Source organism: Corynebacterium sp. HMSC074A09 (assembly GCF_001811545.1).
Lineage (GTDB): Bacteria > Actinomycetota > Actinomycetes > Mycobacteriales > Mycobacteriaceae > Corynebacterium > Corynebacterium hiratae.
Map to the genome: position 1 here is coordinate 1 of NZ_KV805133.1, position 18,457 is coordinate 18,457.

An 18,457-nucleotide genomic window follows, 5' to 3' on the forward strand; every position below is an offset into this window, starting at 1 on the left:
ACTCCATGTCCAAAAACCCTATGGACATAACATCCTTAGCTGAGGAACTAAACCCAGGACGCTTCACACACTCGATTAAGCTGCCCTTGATCAAATAGGCGTTTCACCAGGTCTTCAAGCGTGGACTTCCGCTTGGATTGAATCGTCAATGAACTCGCGGATGCCGTGCACCTGTCCCCTTCCACTTGTATCCGACGAGTCCATGCACTGGAGAACGCTGGAATTATTCGGGGTTACGTTGCCCTGTTTGTTCCCACAAAGGTCGGCAAAGGATTTACCGCCTATGCCAGAGTTTGGCTCACCAGCCAGGACCTTGAGACTGTTGAGCGATTCATTCAAGAGAGTCAGCCACTTCCAGAAGCCGTGGAATGCCACCTCATGGCTGGTGAATGCGATGTCATGCTGCGAATAGTGGCGGCCGATCTCACCGCTTATCGTCAATTTCAGATCGACCATCTCACCCGCATCGATTGCGTCCACAACGCGAAAACTGAGGTGCACATGGAACAGGTAAAATTAACGTCAGAATTATCTGTTTGAATTTGATACTTGGTGGCTCCACGTTGGGATCATCAACGGTGCTCCAGACTCTGGGTCAGCGATGATCTTAGAATCCACACCAAATACGGTGCGCACGAGCTCTTCAGTAATAACGGTTGCAGGATCGCCGGTGGCTACAACTTCGCCGTCTTTCATGGCGATGATGTGATCGGCGTAGCGCGCTGCCTGGTTCAAGTCATGCAATACGGCGACCAGTGTGTAGTCCCGTTTCCGGTTGAGCATGCGGCAAAGTTCCAGCAGCTCAATCTGGTAGCTGACGTCTAAGAATGTGGTAGGTTCATCGAGAAGCAAGATTGGCGTCTGCTGCGCCAACGCCACCGCCATCCAGACGCGTTGGCGTTGACCGCCCGAGAGTTCATCGACAAGCCTGCCTGAAAGCTCCCTAATTCCGGTTGCCTCCATGGCCTCTTTCACCGCCTGCTCATCCTCGGGCGACCAAGGCTTGAACAAACTCTGGTGCGGGTAGCGTCCTCGTGAGACCAGATCGATGACGCGAATGCCGTCCGGGGCAACCGGGCCTTGCGGCAGAAGACCCACTTCACGCGCTACTTCTTTGGTGGGCTTTTTGTGCAAAGACTGCCCGTCTAAAAGAATCTTCCCCTCTTGCGGCGCAATCAAACGGGTCAAGCTCTTGAGCAAAGTGGACTTGCCGCAGGCATTGGGGCCAACGATGACCGTGAACTGGCCATCTGGAATCTGAAGATCCACGCCTGGGCAGATAACTTTGTCGCCGTATCCAAGCTGGGCGTTTTCTACTAGAAGTCGTGTCATTTGCGTCGGCCTTCTCTCATGAGCAACCACAGGAAGTACACGCCACCGATGGATACGGTGACAATACCTACTGGGAGCGGGGATTCAGGGTCAATTCTTTGGGCAACCGTATCGGCGAGTATTAACAGGAAAGACCCCACGGCTGCGGTGGGGGCCAGCGCCAGGCCATCAACGTGTACCAGGCGACGGGCAATCTGGGGCGAGGCCAGCGCGATGAAGGAAATCGGCCCGGCGGTGGCAGTTGCCAGCGCCGTTAATCCGATGCCGGCAACAACTGCCAATAGTTGCACCCTGCGGACGTTTTGCCCCAGCGCAACCGCGAAAGGAATACCAATCTGCATCAAACGCATCGGGCGCGCCAGCAGTGCTGCCATCAGGATGAACACGGCAGAACCACAAAATGCCAGCAGCAGCGAATTCCAGGAGGTGCCGGAGAGATTTCCCGCGCCCCACAAACTCGCCATGATGGCATCTTCCACCGTGGCAGTGAGCAAAATCCACACGTTGACCGAGGCCAGCATGGCGCTGACAGCAATGCCAACGATGATAAGACGCACGCCACCAGCGAATCCGCGCTTGGAGGCAAGGAAGAACACCACCATCGCGGTAGCGATACCTCCAGTGAGAGCCCCCAACAACGTAGCGGTGGTGCCACCGCCGAGAATCAACATGACGATGAGCGCGCCAGTGTAGGAACCGGTCTGAAAACCAATCACATCCGGTGAGCCCAATGGATTCGCGGTGAGGTTTTGAAAGATAGCTCCACTCATGGCCAGTGTTGCGCCCAGCAGGATTGCCAGAAGCGTGCGCGGTGCGCGCCATTCCACCACAATCATGTTGGTGTAGGAATCACCGTTGCCGGTCAACGCCTGGAACGCTTCACCAACGGTGATGGATGCAGAACCATCAACCAAGGAGTACACCGCAATCAGCGCAGTCGCCAATAAGAGTCCACCTGTGACGACAGCTGTGCGCACCCCGATAAGCATCACCGGGCGTTCCTTGGGACCGATGCGGAAAATCTTTCGCCCGAATTCAAGCTCTTGCTTCGTATCCGGATTCGTTGTGTGAACCATCGCGCTTAAACCTCCGGAATGCGGTACTTACGCACCATGTAAATCAACAGCGGTGCGCCAACGAATGCAGTTACTACTCCCACGGGCACTTCCCCAGCAGTAATCACGCGACCTATAACATCACTCACGCCCAAAACCGCTGGGGCCAAGACGATTGAATAGGCCATAATCCACCCTTGATGTGGGCCCACGATCATGCGGGATAGATGTGGTGCCAACAGCCCAATAAATCCGATGGGCCCCGCCGCCGCAGTAGCGCCACCGGCTAGCAGTGCAATTGCTACCAATACCACCAGCCTGGTTCTTTGCGGGTGCGCGCCCATAGCAACCGATGCCGCTTCACCCAGTGAAAGCACATCCAATGCGCGAGTGCTGGCCAGCGCAATAAGCAAGCCTACCAAGATAAATGGGGTGATGGACAAGGTAGCATCGAGAGGCTGCGATGCTGTGGTGCCCGCTGACCAGCCACGCATGCGTTCCAAAACTTCTGAATTGGTCAGCAACACCGCGGATGCAAAACCGCCCAGCACCGCCCCCAATGCCACACCGGACAAGGTCATGCGCACCGGACTGCCACGCAATGGACCACTGTTGCCAATGGCGAAGACCACCGCCGAGGTCACAATCGCACCAGCAAAAGACCACCACATGTACTGGGAGATATCTGTAACCCCAAAAAATGCCAGGCCAACAACCACCATGAGAGAAGCACCCGCATTAACGCCCAAAATCCCCGGGTCCGTCATTGGGTTTCTGGTCACAGCCTGCATCAAACCACCCGCAACCCCCAACGCACTACCGGCAACCAACACCAAGAAAGTACGTGGAACGCGAGACTGCCAGACCACCTGCGATACCGGATCCGCCGGATCCGGGTTAATCAGATAATGAAAAATATCCGACGGTGGAATGCTGCGTGAGCCCACCATCATGCTCAACACCAGCGCACCGGCACATAAGACCGCAATGATAATGAAACCAATGAGCCGGTTGGCCTGAGCAACTGGCCTTTCCACAGCCTTCGGGGCTGTGGAGGTTGTGGAACTTGCTGGCATAAAAGACTAGCTCACCTTGTCGTAGGTCTCTACCTTGTCTGCAAGATCCTGCAGCCAATCGGCATAGTTACGGCTGGTCAACGCACCCTTGGAAGACCACGTGGATACCTGGTCTGCCTGGACAGCTGGAAGGTTGTCCCACAGCTCCGCAGTAAATGGCGCCTCTGGGTCATAGTTTTCTACCAAGATGACATCAGCAGGGTAGGTCGAAGCATCTTCCCACGCCACTCGACCCCACGGGTTTCCTTCCGCTGGTGTGTCTGGGCCTGCGATGTTTGCGCCAAGTTCTTCCAGCATGTCCGCCTGCGGGAAGCCCACGCCGGTATAGAGCATTTCCTTGGTTGGGCTGGTCAGCAGGAAGTTGTAATCCTTGCCGTCTACTGCTGCGGTGAACGCTTCCTTGGCCGCTGCGAAGTCTCCATCTGCCGCCACGATGTTGTCAGCTTCTACGTCTGCGCCGAAGAACTCTGCAATCTCGCGGGTATCCGCAATCCTTTGATCAATAGAGCCTTCCGATGGCAGCGGCACGAAAGGCGCAACGCGCTGCAACTGAGCGTTGACGTCTTCATCGAACCAAGACCAACCCTTCGCGTTACCGTTGCCGATGATGGCATCCGGGCGCAGTTCAGCCAGCTTTTCCAGATCGATCTCAGCATCTTGGCCGATGGTCTCAATACCTTCGATGTCAGCATCACCCATCAACGCTGGGTTGTCACACTCAAAACCAAACAACGCATCCGGCTCAATGCCGTACTCGTGCAGAGAGCTATAGGCGTAGCAGTCCATAACGATGGTTTCTGGCTGGTTTTCGAAGTCGATGTTTAGCCCCTCAATACTGGGGTGGGACAGAGTCAGCTGCTCACCGTCGCCAGCCGCTGCATCTTCCCCCGAGGCTTCTTCCCCCGAGGTGGAGCACGCCGCAAGAACGAGGGCTGCAGCAGCACTTAAAGCCATCAATGCCGTCTTTTTCACTTGTTATTTCCTTTGCTGGGAATAGGGATCAATTAACCATGGCAAATATACACCACTTGAGTAGGGTTGCCTAACTTTCAATAGGTAGGACTATTCATTGTAAGGATTGATATACCAAAGATATAGACTCGACACTAGACGGTCAACCATTTACACCTGGCATCGCTTAGCGCAGTTCAATCCCCTTTAACATTTGGAAGAGATTTCGAAAATGGCTGAGACACCAAGCGTCAGCGTTAATCTAAAAGCGCTGGCTGAAGAACTGCTAAATAAGGCGGCTGGGACAGAAAGCGGGCGTGCAACCCACGTGTTCCGCGCAGTGCCTGGTGGTTCCCTTTTACAGGTCTTGCTTGTCCTGAAAGACGGCAAGGAATTGTCTAAGCACGAGAACCCTGGCGAGGCACTCTTGCACGTATTGAGCGGAAAAGTTCGGCTTACCGCAGACGACGATTCACTAGAGTTGAGCGCCGATGAGCATGCTGTGGTGCCTCAGTAGCGTCATGGACTGCTCTCCTTGGAAGACTCAGCAATCCTGCCGACCGTAGTGCGCAATCGCGCCTAGATAGCGTTCCAGCTTCCTAACGCTCTGGCTTCGTTGCCACGATTGCCACGGCGTTGAGGTGCTCGCTGTGCGTGTTGAAGGTTTTTCGCATCTGCAGCACCCGCTTGCGGGCATCGGAGTTATTCCGAAGGTTCTTCACAAAGCACAGCGTGCCTAAGAATCCTTCATCGGAAAGAATTCGACGCGGCTGCAGCAAAGCCATCGGCGCGGTCTCAACCTTGGCGGCTTTAAAAAGCCATTAGCCTCAAACACTGCCGTCCATTCGCCCAAGGTCAGCGGACACGCGTTCACCCTAATTGCGCGCGCAAGGCTTTGGCGGATTTCATCCTTCACCCCATCTGCTAGTTCTTCAGGAACTAGCCCCAGTTCGTGAATGGCGTACCGCCCACCCGGACGTAGGATGCGCGCAGCCTCTGCAACGATTGCATTCTTAGCCTTCTCACCCTGCATGGTGAGCATCGCTTCCCAATCACAAGGTCAGCCGACTCATCGGCCAGTCCAGTTTCAGCGGCGTCGGCCTCAATTAGCTTTGCACGCAGGCCAAAGACGCGGCGCACTGCAGCCACAGCATCCGGATCACTATCCGCACCTGTATAACTCGAAGGCGTGAGCTCAAGAATCCTACCCGGCGTGCGCCCAAGACTAGGCGCTGGTTCAACTACATCAACGTTCGGAATTCCGGATAGTTCGAGCAATTCATCTGTTAGTCTGCGCCCGCCGAGGCAAAGGACTCACTTTCCCAATTTGGCCAAAAGCCAGTGGCCTTGCATGGATTCATCCGCACGTGATGTGCCGATCATTTGTTCACTCATGAGGACCTGATTGCCCTCCCCAATGAATCAGTCCGGTTTTACCAGTTCGTCGACCACGTCCCCGGCACTCAACCTTGGATTTCACCTGGCTTTAAACACAGTCATAACCAGACGTCAACAAAGAATTCCCCAGACAAAAATAAAACCCTCTGACCAGTGGAAAGAGGGTATAAAGTGGAGCTAACGGGATTCGAACCCGTGACCCCCACACTGCCAGTGTGGTGCGCTACCAACTGCGCCATAGCCCCAAAGCTGTATTGAATTATGAAGTGGAGCTAACGGGATTCGAACCCGTGACCCCCACACTGCCAGTGTGGTGCGCTACCAACTGCGCCATAGCCCCTCATACGAGGTGCAACCTTCACGATTGCAACTCGTATCAATATATCCGCTCCCCATTCACTCACCAAATCGCGAGTTGGGACGCCTTATTTAGTGACGATGTCAACCCATTCCATGATGGACGTGTTCTGGTCTTCCGGAATGTCCTTGCCATCCTTGATGATTCGCGGCGAGGAAACCTGGCCGGTTTCGCTCTCCAGCTTTTCGTAGTTCGAGGTCACCAGTGGGTTTCCTTCACCAACCGGGGCTTCTTCAATGGCCTTTACCGTGGCATCATCTGCGCCCAGTTCCTTCGCGGCAGCAGCGAAGTCTTCCATCTCCCACTTGTTGTACACCTTGGACTGGTTCTCCATGAGGTACTTACGCAAGTTCCAGTAGAGCTTGGCATCACCGGTCTTTGCTACCTGCTCCATCGCAGCTGCCGCCTTGGAGGAGTGGCCCGTGTTGGACTTGATGCTCTCCAAGCCGTTTGGGCTGCCGTCAAGGAAGTTGAGGGTGCGCACGTGCACGACGAGCTCGCCCGCATCAATCGCATCCTTCATCTGCTCGTCGGTTTCCTTCGCCAGGTCACCACAGTGCGGGCAGGAGTAGTCCTCGTACAGGTCTACTTCGGTTGCGTCCTTTGCGGCATCCGCAGACTTGAGGGTTACCGCATTGTCCGCGAGGGAAATCTCCAGGGAGACATCCTCGGCGGCGTAGTCCCCCAGCGCATCGGTCTGTGCGCCTCGTCCTTGATAGACGATGTAGCCGATGACCACGGCAATAATAACCAGCAGAACAGCGAGGCCCCAGACGAATCCACTATTGCCTTTGGAGTTGGGGTCTTTGACTGTACTCATGAAACAACCTTGCCTTTATGACTTAAGTTCGAACAGATGAAAAGCCTACACACCGCTGTTAAGGGTGCAATGCAAACTTGGTGAAAGGACGCTTGATCGTCCACACCATTAAGACAGAATAGAAGACATCTCGCAGAAGTGTCATCATGTAATTCATCACTTGCGCGTCTTCATCAGGGCTCACGGAGAAGCAGCCGCAATCAATTCCGAGTCCCCGCGCCCACGCCTGCGCGATGCCGATCATGAACAGCACCAGAACTATCTGCCCAACCCACGCCGATGGCCGCAAAAACAGCCCCATCAAAAGCAGCAGGCCACCACATATCTCCAGCGGGCCAATCAGGTAGGACAAGTAGTGCGACCACTCAGGGGTAAAGATTTCATATGCCTTGATGCTTTGCGACACCGCGAGCTGATCCGTCAGCTTCGACGCCCCCGCCTTGATCCACACATAGGCCATATAAAATCGCGCGAATGCACTAATGATGTCGAGCACGAGAGGTGCGCTGATTTTGGTTTTGGTCACGGAGTTAGCCTAACAATCTACGGGTGCAGGGCATAGCGGCGGTAGGGGCGGCGGATGGTCCAGACGGTGAGGGCGAGGAAGAAAGCGTCGCGAAGCAGCGTCAGTGCGTAGTTCATGCCCTGACTTACGTCGGCGGGGTCGTAGCCAAAACACCCGCAATCGATGACGAGCCCCCGCGCCCACGCCTGCGCGATGCCCACCATGAACAGGACCAAGACCACTGCAGCGACTGCCGACGCCTCCCTCAAGAACAGCCCCAACAACAGCAGCACCCCACCCATGAGTTCCAGGGGCCCGATGAGGTAGGCCAAGTATCCGGACCACTCCGGGGTAAAGATGCCATAGGCCTCGATGGCCTGGGTCATCTCCATCCGGGCATCCAGTTTCTGTATGCCGGCGATAATCCACACGGCGGCCATTCCCCAGCGCGCGAGCGCGCTGATGAGGTCAGGCACCGATATGGATTGTGGAGATGTCATAAACCACTAGCCTAGCCGCAGAACTAACCTCCGAGAACCTGTGACACCAGCGCCTGCGCTTCTTCTTGCACCTGCTTGAGGTGTTCTTCGCCACGGAAGCTCTCGGCGTAAATCTTGTACTTATCCTCCGTGCCGGACGGGCGCGCGGCAAACCACGCGTTCTCCGTCGTCACCTTGAGGCCGCCGATCACCGCGCCGTTGCCCGGCGCCTCAGTGAGCTTGGCGACGATCTCCTCGCCCGCCAGCTCCGTCGCCGTCACCTGCTCCGGAGAGAGCTTCTTCAGGATGGCCTTCTGTTCGCGGGTAGCCGGGGCATCGGTGCGCGCATAGGCCGGCGCACCATAGTCCTCCGCCAGTTCCGCGTAGCGCTGCGACGGGGTCTTGCCCGTCACCGCCAGGATCTCCGCGGCCAGCAAGTCCAAGATGATGCCGTCCTTGTCGGTGGACCACACCGTACCGTCGAAGCGCAGGAAGGAAGCACCGGCGGATTCTTCGCCGCCGAAGCCGAGGGAGCCGTCGACAAGCCCCGGCACAAACCACTTGAAGCCCACCGGCACCTCCACGAGCTCGCGCCCCAGGCTGGCCACGACGCGGTCGATCATGGAAGAGGACACCAAGGTCTTGCCCACACTCGCATTTCCCCACTGGGGACGGTGGCTAAACAGGTACTCGATGGCCACCGCGAGGTAGTGGTTCGGGTTCATCAGCCCAGCATCCGGCGTAACAATGCCGTGGCGGTCAGCGTCAGCATCATTACCGGTAGCCAGGTCATACTTGGACCGGTTATCCACCAACGAAGCCATGGCATCCGGGGAGGAACAGTCCATGCGGATCTTGCCGTCGGTATCCAACGTCATAAAGCGGAAAGTGCCGTCTACCTCTGGGTTCACCACCGTCATGTTGAGTTCGTAATGCTCGGCGATGGCCGCCCAGTAGTCCACCGAGGCGCCGCCCATCGGGTCCGCTCCGATGCGCACGCCGGCGTCCTTGATGGCCGCCATGTCCACGACGTTGGCCAAATCGGACACATAGGAGTCGAGGTAATTGTGCTTCACGCAGCGTTCATCCAGCACGCCGTTGACCGGCGCGCGCTTCACACCCTCGAGCCCGGCGCGCAGGTAGTCGTTAGCCTTTGCTGCAATCCAGTCGGTGGCATCGGTATCCGCCGGACCGCCTGTCGGCGGGTTGTATTTGAATCCACCATCGCGCGGCGGGTTGTGAGACGGGGTGATAACAATGCCATCGGTGCCTGGGTTGGTCAGGATGGCGTGGGAAACAGCTGGCGTTGGGGTGTAGCGGCCGCGGTCATCTACACGGACCTCCAGTTCGTTGGCTAGGAGGACCTCGAGGGCGGAGACCATGGCGGGTTCGGACAGGGCGTGAGTATCACGGCCGATGAAGATGGCGCCCGTGGTGCCCTGCTCGGCGCGGTAGTCCACGATGGCCTGGGTGATGGCCAGGATGTGGGCCTCATTGAAGGCGGTGTCCAAGGCGGAGCCGCGGTGCCCAGAGGTGCCGAAGGAAACCTGCTGGTCAGGGTTATCGGCGTCGGGGGTGCGGGTGTAATACGCGGTGACCAACTCCGCGATATCGATGAGATCCGAAGGCTGGGCTAGTTGGCCGGCGCGCTCGTGTGCCATGGTGGTTTCCTCCTTGGGGATGTGGATGTACCTCAAGCTTGCCTGCTTCACGACGTTTTCGCATCCCAACTAGGATGGTGCCTATGCCACAGATCCTTCTTGTGGGCTGCGGGACCGCGCTCGGGGCGCTGGCCCGCTTTGGCCTTTCTTCGCTTCTCGGGGGCGGCGCGCTGCCGCTGTTGCTCATCAACGTTGTTGGCAGCGCTGTGATGGGCTATGCCAAGCCGCCCGCATTCTGGGGCACGGGTTTCTTGAGTGGGTTCACCAGTTTTGCCGCGTTTGCGTATCTCACTTCAGGTTTCGGGCCGGCGCAGGCGGGGGCGTATGTCCTGGCAACGGTTCTGGGCTGCACCGTGGCATACCTGGTCGGTGACCGCCTCCGGGATCGGAGGCGCGCATGATGCTCTCCATCTTGGCTGTGCTCGCCGGAGGTTTTGTGGGCGGTTGCGGGCGCTACCTGTTAACCCGCATCCTGCCCTCCCCCACGTGCACCTTCGCCGCGAACCTCATCGGCTCTGCGGTGGCCGGCGTGGCCTATGGCTACGCCACGCACGCGCACACCGCCGAGTTCTTCCTCCCCTTGCTCGCGGCCGGCGTGGCGGGCGGGCTATCGACATGGTCCACGTTGGCCAAAGAGCTCGGTGACATGATTAAGGCCAAGCGCTGGTGGCGCTTGGCGCGGTATCTCTTCTGGACGGTGGGCCTGGGCATCGTCCTGGCGTGGCGCGGGGCGTGGGTCGGCTCGCTTTTGGCCTAGCCTTCTCACCGCACTCCGCGTCTAAGCGCGCGAAGTGTTAGTCGGCGATGGCGTCCAACGGCGGGGTCTTTGCCGCGCGGTGGGCCGGCCACAGGGCGGCCAGCACACCGACGATGCCGGAGCCGACGAGCATGACGACGAGCATCATCCACGGCACCGTCGTGGAGTCGAGGCCTTCGTCCGCAAGCACGGAGATGAAGGACCACCCCATCCCCAGCCCCATGAGGATGCCCATGAGCGCACCGAAGAGAGCAATTTGTACCGATTCCACGGTGATCATCGTGCGAATCTGGCGGCGCTGGGTGCCCACCGCGCGCAGCATACCGATCTCTTGGCGTCGTTCAATCACGCCCAAGGTGAGGGTATTGACGATGCCCAGGATCGCGATGACCACAGCCAACGCCAGCAGCGCGTAAAGGATGGTGAGCATCTGGTCAATCATGCCGGCGGCTTCGCCTGCGTATTCCTCGCCGGTGCGCACCTGCACCACGACGAGGTCCTTGACGGCCTCCTCCAGGTTGGCGCGCAGCTTTTCCTTGTCATAGCCTTCCTCCGCGTTCACGGAGACCACCATGACGTTGAGGCTAGTCGGGTCGACGACCTCCGTTGCCGCGGAGGCGGAGACAGCTAAGCGCGGGAGCATCTGGAAGGGCTCATACGTGCCGAGGAGCTTCACCTGCGTGGTACGAGACGGATCCGGGCCCGCCAGCTCATAACTCTGGCCGACCTCCCAGCCCTGCTCTGCAGCTAGATCGGCTTCGGCGATGAAGCCCGGCTCCTCGCCCGTCTTCAGCGATCCTTCCACCAGGGTGAGGTTAAGGACGTCATCGGCGTTGCCGTCAACCACCTGGCTGATCGCCATCTCCGGGCTGTAGTTCATGGAGGCCTGACCATCGACCTGCAACGGCGCGGTACTCATCGCCACGACCTGCCCGGCGCCCTCGGTATCGCGGGCGCGCTGCGCCGTCTCATTCGGCGTTGGGAAGTTGCCCGATGTCGGACCCGACAGCAGAAAGTCCGCGCGGGCGTCCTGCTCCACGGCATCCGCGACCGAGGTTTTCATCGTCGCGCCAAGCATTCCGATCGAGGTCACCAGCGCCACGCCCAGCATGAGGGCGAAGGCGGTGGCGGCCGTACGGCGCGGGTTCCGCGCCGAGTTCGTCGACGCCAACTTGCCCACCGCACCAAACGGTGCACCAATCACGCGGCCAATCGCCGGAACGATGGGCAGGGAGATGGCCGGTCCAGCCAGGAAGAAGCCGAGGATGAGGTTGAGCGCGCCAAGACCCACGAGGGAGGCACGGATGCCCGTGGAGGCGTCGATAAGCACGCCGAGGACCGCGAAGATAATGCCCGCGACAAGCAACAGTCCACCCAGCACGCTGCGCACGAGGAGCGAAGAACCGGCAGCAGACTCGGTGGTGCGCATGGCTTCCACCGGCTTTACCGCACCCGCGCGGCGCGCCGGCGCCCACGCGGACACGATGGTGACCACCGCGCCCAAGAGCAGCGGCACGACTACTGCACTGACGCTCAGGCCCAGACCGCCGCCCATGGGCATGTCTTTAGCTTCAAAGACTGCCTTGATGATCGCGACGAGACCCATACCTGCCACCACGCCGACGGCTGAGCCGACGAGCCCCACGATGAAGGCCTCCGTCACCACCGAGCGCGTAATCTGGCCGCGGGATGCGCCGAGCGCGCGCAGCAGCGCGAACTCCTTGGTGCGCTGGGCCACGATCATGGAGAAGGTATTCGCGATGATAAACGTGCCCACCAGCAGCGCGATGAGGCCAAAGGCGATGAGGAAGTAGTTGACGAATTTCAGAGCAGAGGAAATCTGATCCGACAGCTCATCGGCCAGCTTCTGGCCGGATTCCGCCTCGACCTCGAAGGTGTTGTTGAGGTGCTCCACGAGCGCATCGGCATCGACGCCGTCGGCCGCAGCGACCTTCAGCTGGGAAGAGTCTCCATAGCGCTCAACGAAGGCCTCGTGCTCCATGAGCAAAGTCAGACTGGGGCCCTGGTCCACCACAGGCTTGACGACGCCCACGACCTTCACCTCATCGCGCTGGTCCGGGTGCACGACGAGGAGGGTATCGCCGACGTGAATGCCGAACTTCTCGGCTGCGGAATCGTTGATGAGGACTTCGCCGGTCCCGTGGGGCTCGGAGCCGTCGACAAGCGTGGCGGGCTCACCGACGGATTGATCCTCCGGGTAGTAGGGCTGCACGCTGGACGTGCCCCCGCCGGTCTGGAACGCCTCGGCGTCTTCGTTGGCCACCACGACCGTCTGGCTGCTTTGCATGTTTACCGCGCGAACGTCGGGGTCGGCGGCGATGTCATCGCGCATCTTCTGATCCAGCTTCGGGCCGTTTTCCTTCTGGCTCACGGCCGCATCCACGCCGGTAAATGCTGTCGAGACAGCGGAGTCGAACGTATTCGACAGCGAGTTGGTGAACATGAAGGAGCCCGAGATGAACGCGGTACCCAGCACCACCGCCAGCAGGGTCAGGGCAAGGCGCAGCTTATGCGCGAGAATATTGCGCACGGAGACCGTGCGCATGGTGTTCTTTGTGGCCATGCTCTAGCCCTCGATTTCTGCCATCACGGCGTGGATGGACTCCATGGTCGGATTCATGAGCTCATTAACCAGGCGGCCATCGGCGAGGAAGACCACGCGGTCAGCGTACGAAGCGGCCTTGGCGTCGTGCGTAACGATAACCACGGTCTGCCCATCCTTGTCCACGGCGGTACGCAAAATGTCGAGCACCTCGGCGGAGGAGTTCGAATCCAGGTTGCCGGTGGGCTCATCACCGAAGATGATCTCAGGACGGGAAACCAGGGCGCGCGCACACGCCACGCGCTGCTGCTGGCCGCCGGAGAGCTCGGCCGGGCGGTGGTTCAAGCGGTGGGACAGGCCAAGGCGCGTGGTGACCTCATCAAACCACGCCTTATCGACCTTGTTGCCAGCGATATCGGAAGGCAGCGTGATGTTCTCTGCCGCGGTCAACGTGGGCACCAGGTTGAAGGACTGGAAGATGAAACCCAGGCGGTCGCGGCGCAGGGCGGTAATGTCTTTATCGCTGAGCTGCGACATATCGGTGTCACCGATGAAAGCCGAGCCGGACGTCGCCGAATCGAGGCCCGCCATAGTGTGCATGAGGGTGGATTTGCCGGAGCCCGACGGGCCCATGATGGCGGTAAAGGTATTGCGCGCGAACTCAACGTCGACGTGGTCCAACGCGGTGACTGCGGTATCTCCCTGACCGTATTGTTTGAACAGGTCAACGGCGCGTGCCGCGGCAGTCGTCGTTGGGGTGGTCATGGACGTGTTCTCCTTATAGATGGGGAAAGTAACGTCACTACCCTATCTTGCCCTGGGTAAGTTATGTGACGCGTGTGGTCTAAAATATGCTCCATGCGCGCATCCCTTTCCGCTCTAGAGCATTACGACCGTTGTGCCGAAGCAGCCGCGGCTCAGGTCATGCGCCACTACTCCACCAGTTTTTCCCTGGCCACGCGGCTTCTCTCACCCAGGGTGCGCGTGGATATCCGTAACTTATACGCCATGGTGCGCACGGCCGATGAGATCGTCGACGCGGGGCTTGCTCCCCAGGACGCCGCCGTGCTTCTCGACGCCTACGAGGCCACCGTCCGCGCCGCCCCCTCCCAGCGTTTTCACGCCGACCCCGTGGTGCACGCGTATGCGCTCTCCGCGCGGCGCTGCGGGTTCCAGGACGAGCACATCGCAGAGTTCTTTGCTTCCATGCGCTGCGATCTGACCCAGAGCACGCACACACACGACTCCTTCGAGAACTACGTGTCCGGCTCCGCGGAAGTCATTGGGCTCTTGTGTTTGGATGCTTTCTACGCCGGTCAGGCGCGACCGGCCGGCATCGAGGAAGGCGCGCGGCGCTTGGGCGCGGCGTTTCAGAAGATCAACTTCTTGCGCGATCTGCGCGAGGACTCCGCAGACCTCGGCCGCTCATATTTTCCAGCGCTGCCCGATCCCACCGGCTTGGACGAAGGGAAAAAGGCTGCCATCATCGCTGATATTCGCGAGGACCTGTCTGTAGCGCAGGGTGCCATCGAGTTGCTGCCGCGCGGCTCCCGCATGGGCGTGGCGGCGGCTACCGCCCTCTTTACTGAGCTCACCGACCAGCTCGAGGCAACCCCCGCCGTCGAGATCCTCACGACAAGGGTGTCGGTATCACCAGCGCGTAAGGCCTTCCTCGTGAGCCGGGCAGCTGCATCGGCGGTGAAATAAACATGGGCAAGCGGGTTGTCGTCATCGGCGCTGGCATCGCGGGGCTTGCCACCGCGGCGTTGATGCTGCGGGAGGGCTGGGACGTGGTCGTCGTCGAGAAGCAGCGTAGCGTCGGCGGGCGGGCGGGAGTCCTAGAAGTCGACGGCTTCCGTTTCGATACGGGGCCTTCGTGGTATCTCATGCCGGAGGCTTTTGATGAATTTTTCCGGGCCTGTGGGACGAGCACCGAGCGTGAGCTGGACCTCGTCCCCCTCTCGCCTGCGTATCGCGTGTACAACGAGGACGGCGCGTTCCTAGATGTGGAGAGCGGCGTGGAGGAGGTCGCGCACCTATTCGAGTCTATTGAGCCGGGCGCGGGTGAGCGCGTACGGGCGTATTTGGCGCGCTCCTCCGACGTCTACGCGGTGGCGCTGAGCAGCTTTTTGTACACCACGTTTTCGCGCCCTACTGAGCTGCTGACACGGGAGGTGCTCACGCGGCTGGGCACGCTCGCGATGCTGCTGACGCGTTCGCTGGACAGGCTGGTAGCGGCGCAGTTTCAGGACTATCGCCTGCGTCAGGTCCTGACCTATCCGGCGGTGTTTTTGTCGACCGAGCCTCAGGCCGCGCCGGCCCTGTATTCCTTGATGAGCCACACCGACCTGGTCGAAGGTGTGCGCTACCCGCAGGGTGGCTTCGCCGCGGTGGTCGCGGCGATTGCGCGCCAAGCGGAGGGTGCAACCTTCCTCATGGGTACCGCGGTGACGGCAATTGAGTGCACGGACGGGCGCACAACTGGCGTGCGGCTGGATGACGGCCGCTTCATTTCTGCAGAGGCCGTGGTGTCGGCGGCGGACCTGCGCCACACCGAAACCGCGTTACTGCCAGAGTCAGCGCGGACCTACCCGGAAAGCTACTTCGCACGGCGCGATCCGGGTTTGGGTACGGTTCTGGTGTTCCTCGGCGTCCGCGGCGAGCTGCCGCAGCTTGAGCACCACACTCTGTTGTTTAGCAAGGACTGGGAGCCCGATTTCCGCGCCGTCTACCACGGCCCGGAGGCCTCGCGCCCGCTCGGTGCTTCGGAGTCGATCTACGTGTCGAAGACATCCGCGACGGATCCTGACGTGGCGCCGGAGGGCTGCGAGAACCTCTTTGTGCTCGTCCCTGTGCCGGCGGAAGAAGCGTTTGGCCACGGAAGTGCCTACAACGACACAGAATCTGCCCGCGTCGCCGCGATTGCTGACGCCGCTATCCACCAGCTAGGCACATGGCTTGGCATTCCGGACTTTGCCGAGCGCATCGTCATGCGCCGAACGGTGGGGCCCTCTGATTTTGCGCAGCGCTATAACGCGTGGGCAGGTGGAGCGGTGGGACCTGCACATACGCTGCAGCAGTCCGCGTTCTTCCGTGGGCGCAACGTCTCGCGAAAACTGAAGAACCTGTTCTACGCGGGCGGAACGACCGTGCCGGGCGTGGGAGTGCCAATGTGCCTTATTTCTGCGCACAACGTCCTCACGCGGATGCGTGAACAGCGCTAAACGTTGGGCCCGAGTGCACTCTCAATTCGCGCTGAATTCCCCCAGTGCTGACCCCCGTGACAGAACTTGGTTCTCAGTCCCCACTCCACGGCATGGAATTCACGAAAAGGCCGTGCAGCGCTGCATAGCGTAGTCTGAGGAGGTTGACGTCGAGTGGAAAGGCGAAGCGATGGCAGAAACTACTGAGCAGGCCAGCGAGACCGTAGAGTCATGGCTGAAGCAAGAAGACGCTATCGATCCTAAAAAGGCCCCTCGTCTCCAGGAGCTCTTAGCCCGCGTTCCCCGTCAAGACCTCATCGCGATTGTGGAGCGGCAAAATGCTCTCCGCGCTGCGCTAGCCCTCCGCCTGCTGCCGCGGGAAAAGTCCATCGCAGTCTTCGACGCACTCGATGCAAAGCACCAAGCGGACATCATTGATGAGCTGGGCAACGCCGATGTCTACGAGTTTTTCGACGAGTTGGACCCCGAAGACCGAGTGGCGCTCTTGGATGAGCTGCCCGCGGAGATTGCGGATCGCCTCCTCCGTTCACTGACCCAGACTCAACGCGACGTGACCGGAGTGATCCTTGGATACACGAAGGGCTCCGTCGGGCGTCGTATGTCGCCAGAGGTGCCCGACATTCACCCGGAAATGAGCATGGAAGATGCCCTGTACACGCTCCGGGATACGGCCGATGAACTGGAGACCATCTATACCGTTCCGGTGACGCGCAAGGACCGGCGTCTGGTGGGCGTCGTCAGCCTGCGCGAACTCTTCACGGCTGAGCGCGGTGTACTCATTGAGGACATCATGAACGAGCCGGTATATGCATACGCGACTGCCGACGCCGAGGAGACCGTGCGGTGGTTCTTGCCCCTCGATATGCTAGCTCTGCCAATTGTGGATGATTCACACCGCCTCGTCGGTCTTCTTACGTGGGACGATGCCACGGACATCATGGAAGAAGCGGACAGCGAGGACTCTGCTCGTTCCGGTGGTACAGAAGCGCTCCAGCAGCCTTACTTGTCGACGCCGTTGCTCAAGCTCGTTCGCTCCCGCATTCTCTGGCTGCTCGTGCTCGCTGTGTCAGCTCTGCTGACCGTGCGGGTTCTCGATTCCTTCGAGGACACCTTGGCCAAGGCGGTTGTACTGTCGCTGTTCATCCCTCTGCTCACCGGCACGGGCGGCAATACAGGAAACCAGGCGGCTACTACAGTGACCCGTGCGCTCGCGCTTGGCGACGTCCGAACGCGCGACCTCCTTTCCGTAATGTGGCGCGAGCTGCGCGTCGGAATGCTGCTCGGCGCCGTACTGGGACTGGCTGGTCTCGTCTTGGCGACGGTGGTCTACGGCGTCGATATCGGTATCGTGATCGGTTCCACCCTGTTTCTTATCTGCTCGATGTCAGCGACGGTAGGTGGGCTCATGCCAATTGTGGCTAAGACGGTGGGCGCGGATCCCGCTGTGTTTTCTAACCCGTTTATTTCCACGTTCTGTGACGCGACGGGCTTGATTATCTACTTCTTCATCGCAAAGTCCGTCCTGGGTATCTAGTCCGATAGAAGCTTCGGCGCTGCATCGCACGGCCTGCCGACCTTCCTGCGGCCGTACTAGAGCCGCATCGTCCTCTTGGAAACAAGTCCTTAGCACCCTAGAGCAGCTGGGCTTCCACATGCATGACACTAGAGCCGCTTGCTATGCGGTTACCCCCTCTCCTCTACCGGGCTGAACACCATCGATTTCTGCGTCCAACTGTCCACCACAAAGAGTGTGGCTGCAACCACTCCTGCCGCTTTCACGGACAGCCTAGAACCGTGGCAGTACAAGGTGCGCCTTGCCTTCTGCAAGCGTCCTGAAGTCATTCGCGAAGCAGTTGCCCGCCTGACGTACGAAGAAAATGCCTGCGGCACGCGGCTTTGTGCTCAGTGTCAACAAATAGTCGCCCGGACCTGACCCCCGTTAGGTAGACACCTGATATCCAGCCCAGTTGGGCTGGGAAGAAAGGTAATCTACCACCATGCCTAGGTACTCCGAACAGTTCAAACGTGATGCTGTGGCCCTCTACGAAAACAATGAGGACCTCTCACTTCACGCGGCTTCAGCAGAGCTTGGAGTCAATCGATCCTCACTTTATTCGTGGCTTAAGCAGTACGGCACCGGCAAGCGTGCCCGCACGAAGACCTTGCGCGATGAGGCTCAGGCGACAACCGATTCTGAGCGGATCCGCCAGCTAGAAAAAGAAAACGCAAAGCTGCGCGAAGAACGCGACATCCTGCGTAAGGCCGCGAAGTATTTTGC

Annotated in this window: 18 protein-coding genes, 2 tRNA genes and 1 pseudogene; 8 read left to right on the forward strand and 13 right to left on the reverse strand. The window is 59.5% G+C overall.

What is annotated here, in order from left to right:
• Window positions 1–165: 165 nt before the first annotated feature.
• Window positions 166–540, forward strand: coding sequence for an Lrp/AsnC ligand binding domain-containing protein (locus HMPREF2807_RS14340; protein ID WP_198525906.1), 375 nt, complete (start codon window positions 166–168; stop codon window positions 538–540).
• Here the strand turns inward: HMPREF2807_RS14340 and HMPREF2807_RS03685 are convergent.
• The 4 genes from HMPREF2807_RS03685 to HMPREF2807_RS03700 are packed head-to-tail and all read right to left on the reverse strand — an operon-like array spanning window position 529 to window position 4,435.
• Window positions 529–1,332, reverse strand: a complete 804-nt coding sequence (locus HMPREF2807_RS03685; protein WP_046647391.1) for an ABC transporter ATP-binding protein — start codon at window positions 1,330–1,332, stop codon at window positions 529–531. The two genes, HMPREF2807_RS14340 and HMPREF2807_RS03685, sit on opposite strands and share 12 nt — an antisense overlap.
• Window positions 1,329–2,408 carry a FecCD family ABC transporter permease gene (locus HMPREF2807_RS03690; RefSeq protein WP_046647392.1) on the reverse strand — a complete coding sequence of 360 codons (1,080 nt, stop codon included), beginning with the start codon at window positions 2,406–2,408 and terminating at the stop codon, window positions 1,329–1,331. The genes HMPREF2807_RS03685 and HMPREF2807_RS03690 overlap by 4 nt, the downstream gene beginning before the upstream one ends.
• A 5-nt stretch (window positions 2,409–2,413) precedes the next feature.
• The gene (locus HMPREF2807_RS03695; RefSeq protein ID WP_232751619.1) at window positions 2,414–3,424 is read right to left on the reverse strand and encodes a FecCD family ABC transporter permease; all 1,011 of its coding nucleotides are present in this window, start codon (window positions 3,422–3,424) and stop codon (window positions 2,414–2,416) included.
• Between the two features lie 45 nt (window positions 3,425–3,469).
• Window positions 3,470–4,435, reverse strand: a complete 966-nt coding sequence (locus HMPREF2807_RS03700; RefSeq protein ID WP_049155214.1) for an ABC transporter substrate-binding protein — start codon at window positions 4,433–4,435, stop codon at window positions 3,470–3,472.
• A 211-nt stretch (window positions 4,436–4,646) separates the two neighbouring features.
• Between HMPREF2807_RS03700 and HMPREF2807_RS03705 the strand changes: the two genes are divergently transcribed.
• On the forward strand, window positions 4,647–4,931 hold the full coding sequence (locus tag HMPREF2807_RS03705) for a cupin domain-containing protein (RefSeq protein ID WP_046647394.1): 285 nt from the start codon (window positions 4,647–4,649) through the stop codon (window positions 4,929–4,931).
• 82 nt (window positions 4,932–5,013) lie between these two features.
• Here HMPREF2807_RS03705 and HMPREF2807_RS03710 read toward each other — a convergent pair.
• From HMPREF2807_RS03710 to pgm, 7 genes and pseudogenes are all read right to left on the reverse strand, one after another.
• Window positions 5,014–5,809: pseudogene (locus HMPREF2807_RS03710) on the reverse strand (methyltransferase domain-containing protein).
• 175 nt (window positions 5,810–5,984) lie between these two features.
• Window positions 5,985–6,057 (reverse strand) — tRNA-Ala (locus HMPREF2807_RS03715).
• A gap of 22 nt (window positions 6,058–6,079) precedes the next feature.
• A tRNA-Ala gene (locus HMPREF2807_RS03720) sits at window positions 6,080–6,152 on the reverse strand.
• 85 nt (window positions 6,153–6,237) lie between these two features.
• Window positions 6,238–6,990 (reverse strand): DsbA family protein, encoded by a 753-nt coding sequence (locus HMPREF2807_RS03725; protein WP_049157657.1) that lies wholly within the window; start codon window positions 6,988–6,990, stop codon window positions 6,238–6,240.
• 58 nt (window positions 6,991–7,048) lie between these two features.
• Window positions 7,049–7,516, reverse strand: a complete 468-nt coding sequence (locus tag HMPREF2807_RS03730; RefSeq protein ID WP_049157655.1) for a MauE/DoxX family redox-associated membrane protein — start codon at window positions 7,514–7,516, stop codon at window positions 7,049–7,051.
• Between the two features lie 17 nt (window positions 7,517–7,533).
• Window positions 7,534–7,995 (reverse strand): MauE/DoxX family redox-associated membrane protein, encoded by a 462-nt coding sequence (locus tag HMPREF2807_RS03735; protein WP_070510600.1) that lies wholly within the window; start codon window positions 7,993–7,995, stop codon window positions 7,534–7,536.
• A gap of 23 nt (window positions 7,996–8,018) precedes the next feature.
• Window positions 8,019–9,635 (reverse strand): phosphoglucomutase (alpha-D-glucose-1,6-bisphosphate-dependent), encoded by a 1,617-nt coding sequence (gene pgm / locus HMPREF2807_RS03740; RefSeq protein WP_070510602.1) that lies wholly within the window; start codon window positions 9,633–9,635, stop codon window positions 8,019–8,021.
• Window positions 9,636–9,718: 83 nt separating this feature from the next.
• On the opposite strand from pgm, the gene HMPREF2807_RS03745 reads away from it, so the two are divergent.
• Together HMPREF2807_RS03745 and HMPREF2807_RS03750 are read left to right on the forward strand one after the other, a co-directional pair.
• On the forward strand, window positions 9,719–10,036 hold the full coding sequence (locus HMPREF2807_RS03745; protein ID WP_070510603.1) for a fluoride efflux transporter family protein: 318 nt from the start codon (window positions 9,719–9,721) through the stop codon (window positions 10,034–10,036).
• Entirely contained in the window at window positions 10,033–10,392 is a 360-nt protein-coding gene (locus tag HMPREF2807_RS03750) for a fluoride efflux transporter FluC (RefSeq protein ID WP_070510605.1), read from the forward strand. Before HMPREF2807_RS03745 ends, HMPREF2807_RS03750 begins: the two co-directional genes overlap by 4 nt.
• 37 nt (window positions 10,393–10,429) lie before the next feature.
• On the opposite strand, the gene HMPREF2807_RS03755 is transcribed toward HMPREF2807_RS03750, so the two are convergent.
• Complete coding sequence (locus tag HMPREF2807_RS03755; protein WP_070510607.1) at window positions 10,430–12,976, reverse strand: ABC transporter permease; 2,547 nt, start codon at window positions 12,974–12,976, stop codon at window positions 10,430–10,432.
• 3 nt (window positions 12,977–12,979) lie between these two features.
• Window positions 12,980–13,720, reverse strand: a complete 741-nt coding sequence (locus tag HMPREF2807_RS03760; RefSeq protein ID WP_070510608.1) for an ABC transporter ATP-binding protein — start codon at window positions 13,718–13,720, stop codon at window positions 12,980–12,982.
• A gap of 93 nt (window positions 13,721–13,813) precedes the next feature.
• Between HMPREF2807_RS03760 and HMPREF2807_RS03765 the strand changes: the two genes are divergently transcribed.
• From HMPREF2807_RS03765 to HMPREF2807_RS03780, 4 genes are all read left to right on the forward strand, one after another.
• Window positions 13,814–14,662 (forward strand): phytoene/squalene synthase family protein, encoded by an 849-nt coding sequence (locus tag HMPREF2807_RS03765; RefSeq protein ID WP_070510610.1) that lies wholly within the window; start codon window positions 13,814–13,816, stop codon window positions 14,660–14,662.
• Between the two features lie 2 nt (window positions 14,663–14,664).
• Window positions 14,665–16,179 (forward strand): phytoene desaturase family protein, encoded by a 1,515-nt coding sequence (gene crtI / locus HMPREF2807_RS03770; protein ID WP_070510611.1) that lies wholly within the window; start codon window positions 14,665–14,667, stop codon window positions 16,177–16,179.
• Between the two features lie 169 nt (window positions 16,180–16,348).
• Window positions 16,349–17,713, forward strand: a complete 1,365-nt coding sequence (gene mgtE / locus HMPREF2807_RS03775) for a magnesium transporter (protein WP_070510614.1) — start codon at window positions 16,349–16,351, stop codon at window positions 17,711–17,713.
• A gap of 463 nt (window positions 17,714–18,176) precedes the next feature.
• On the forward strand, window positions 18,177–18,457 hold a 281-nt coding region (locus HMPREF2807_RS03780), incomplete at its 3' end, for an IS3 family transposase (RefSeq protein WP_070510616.1).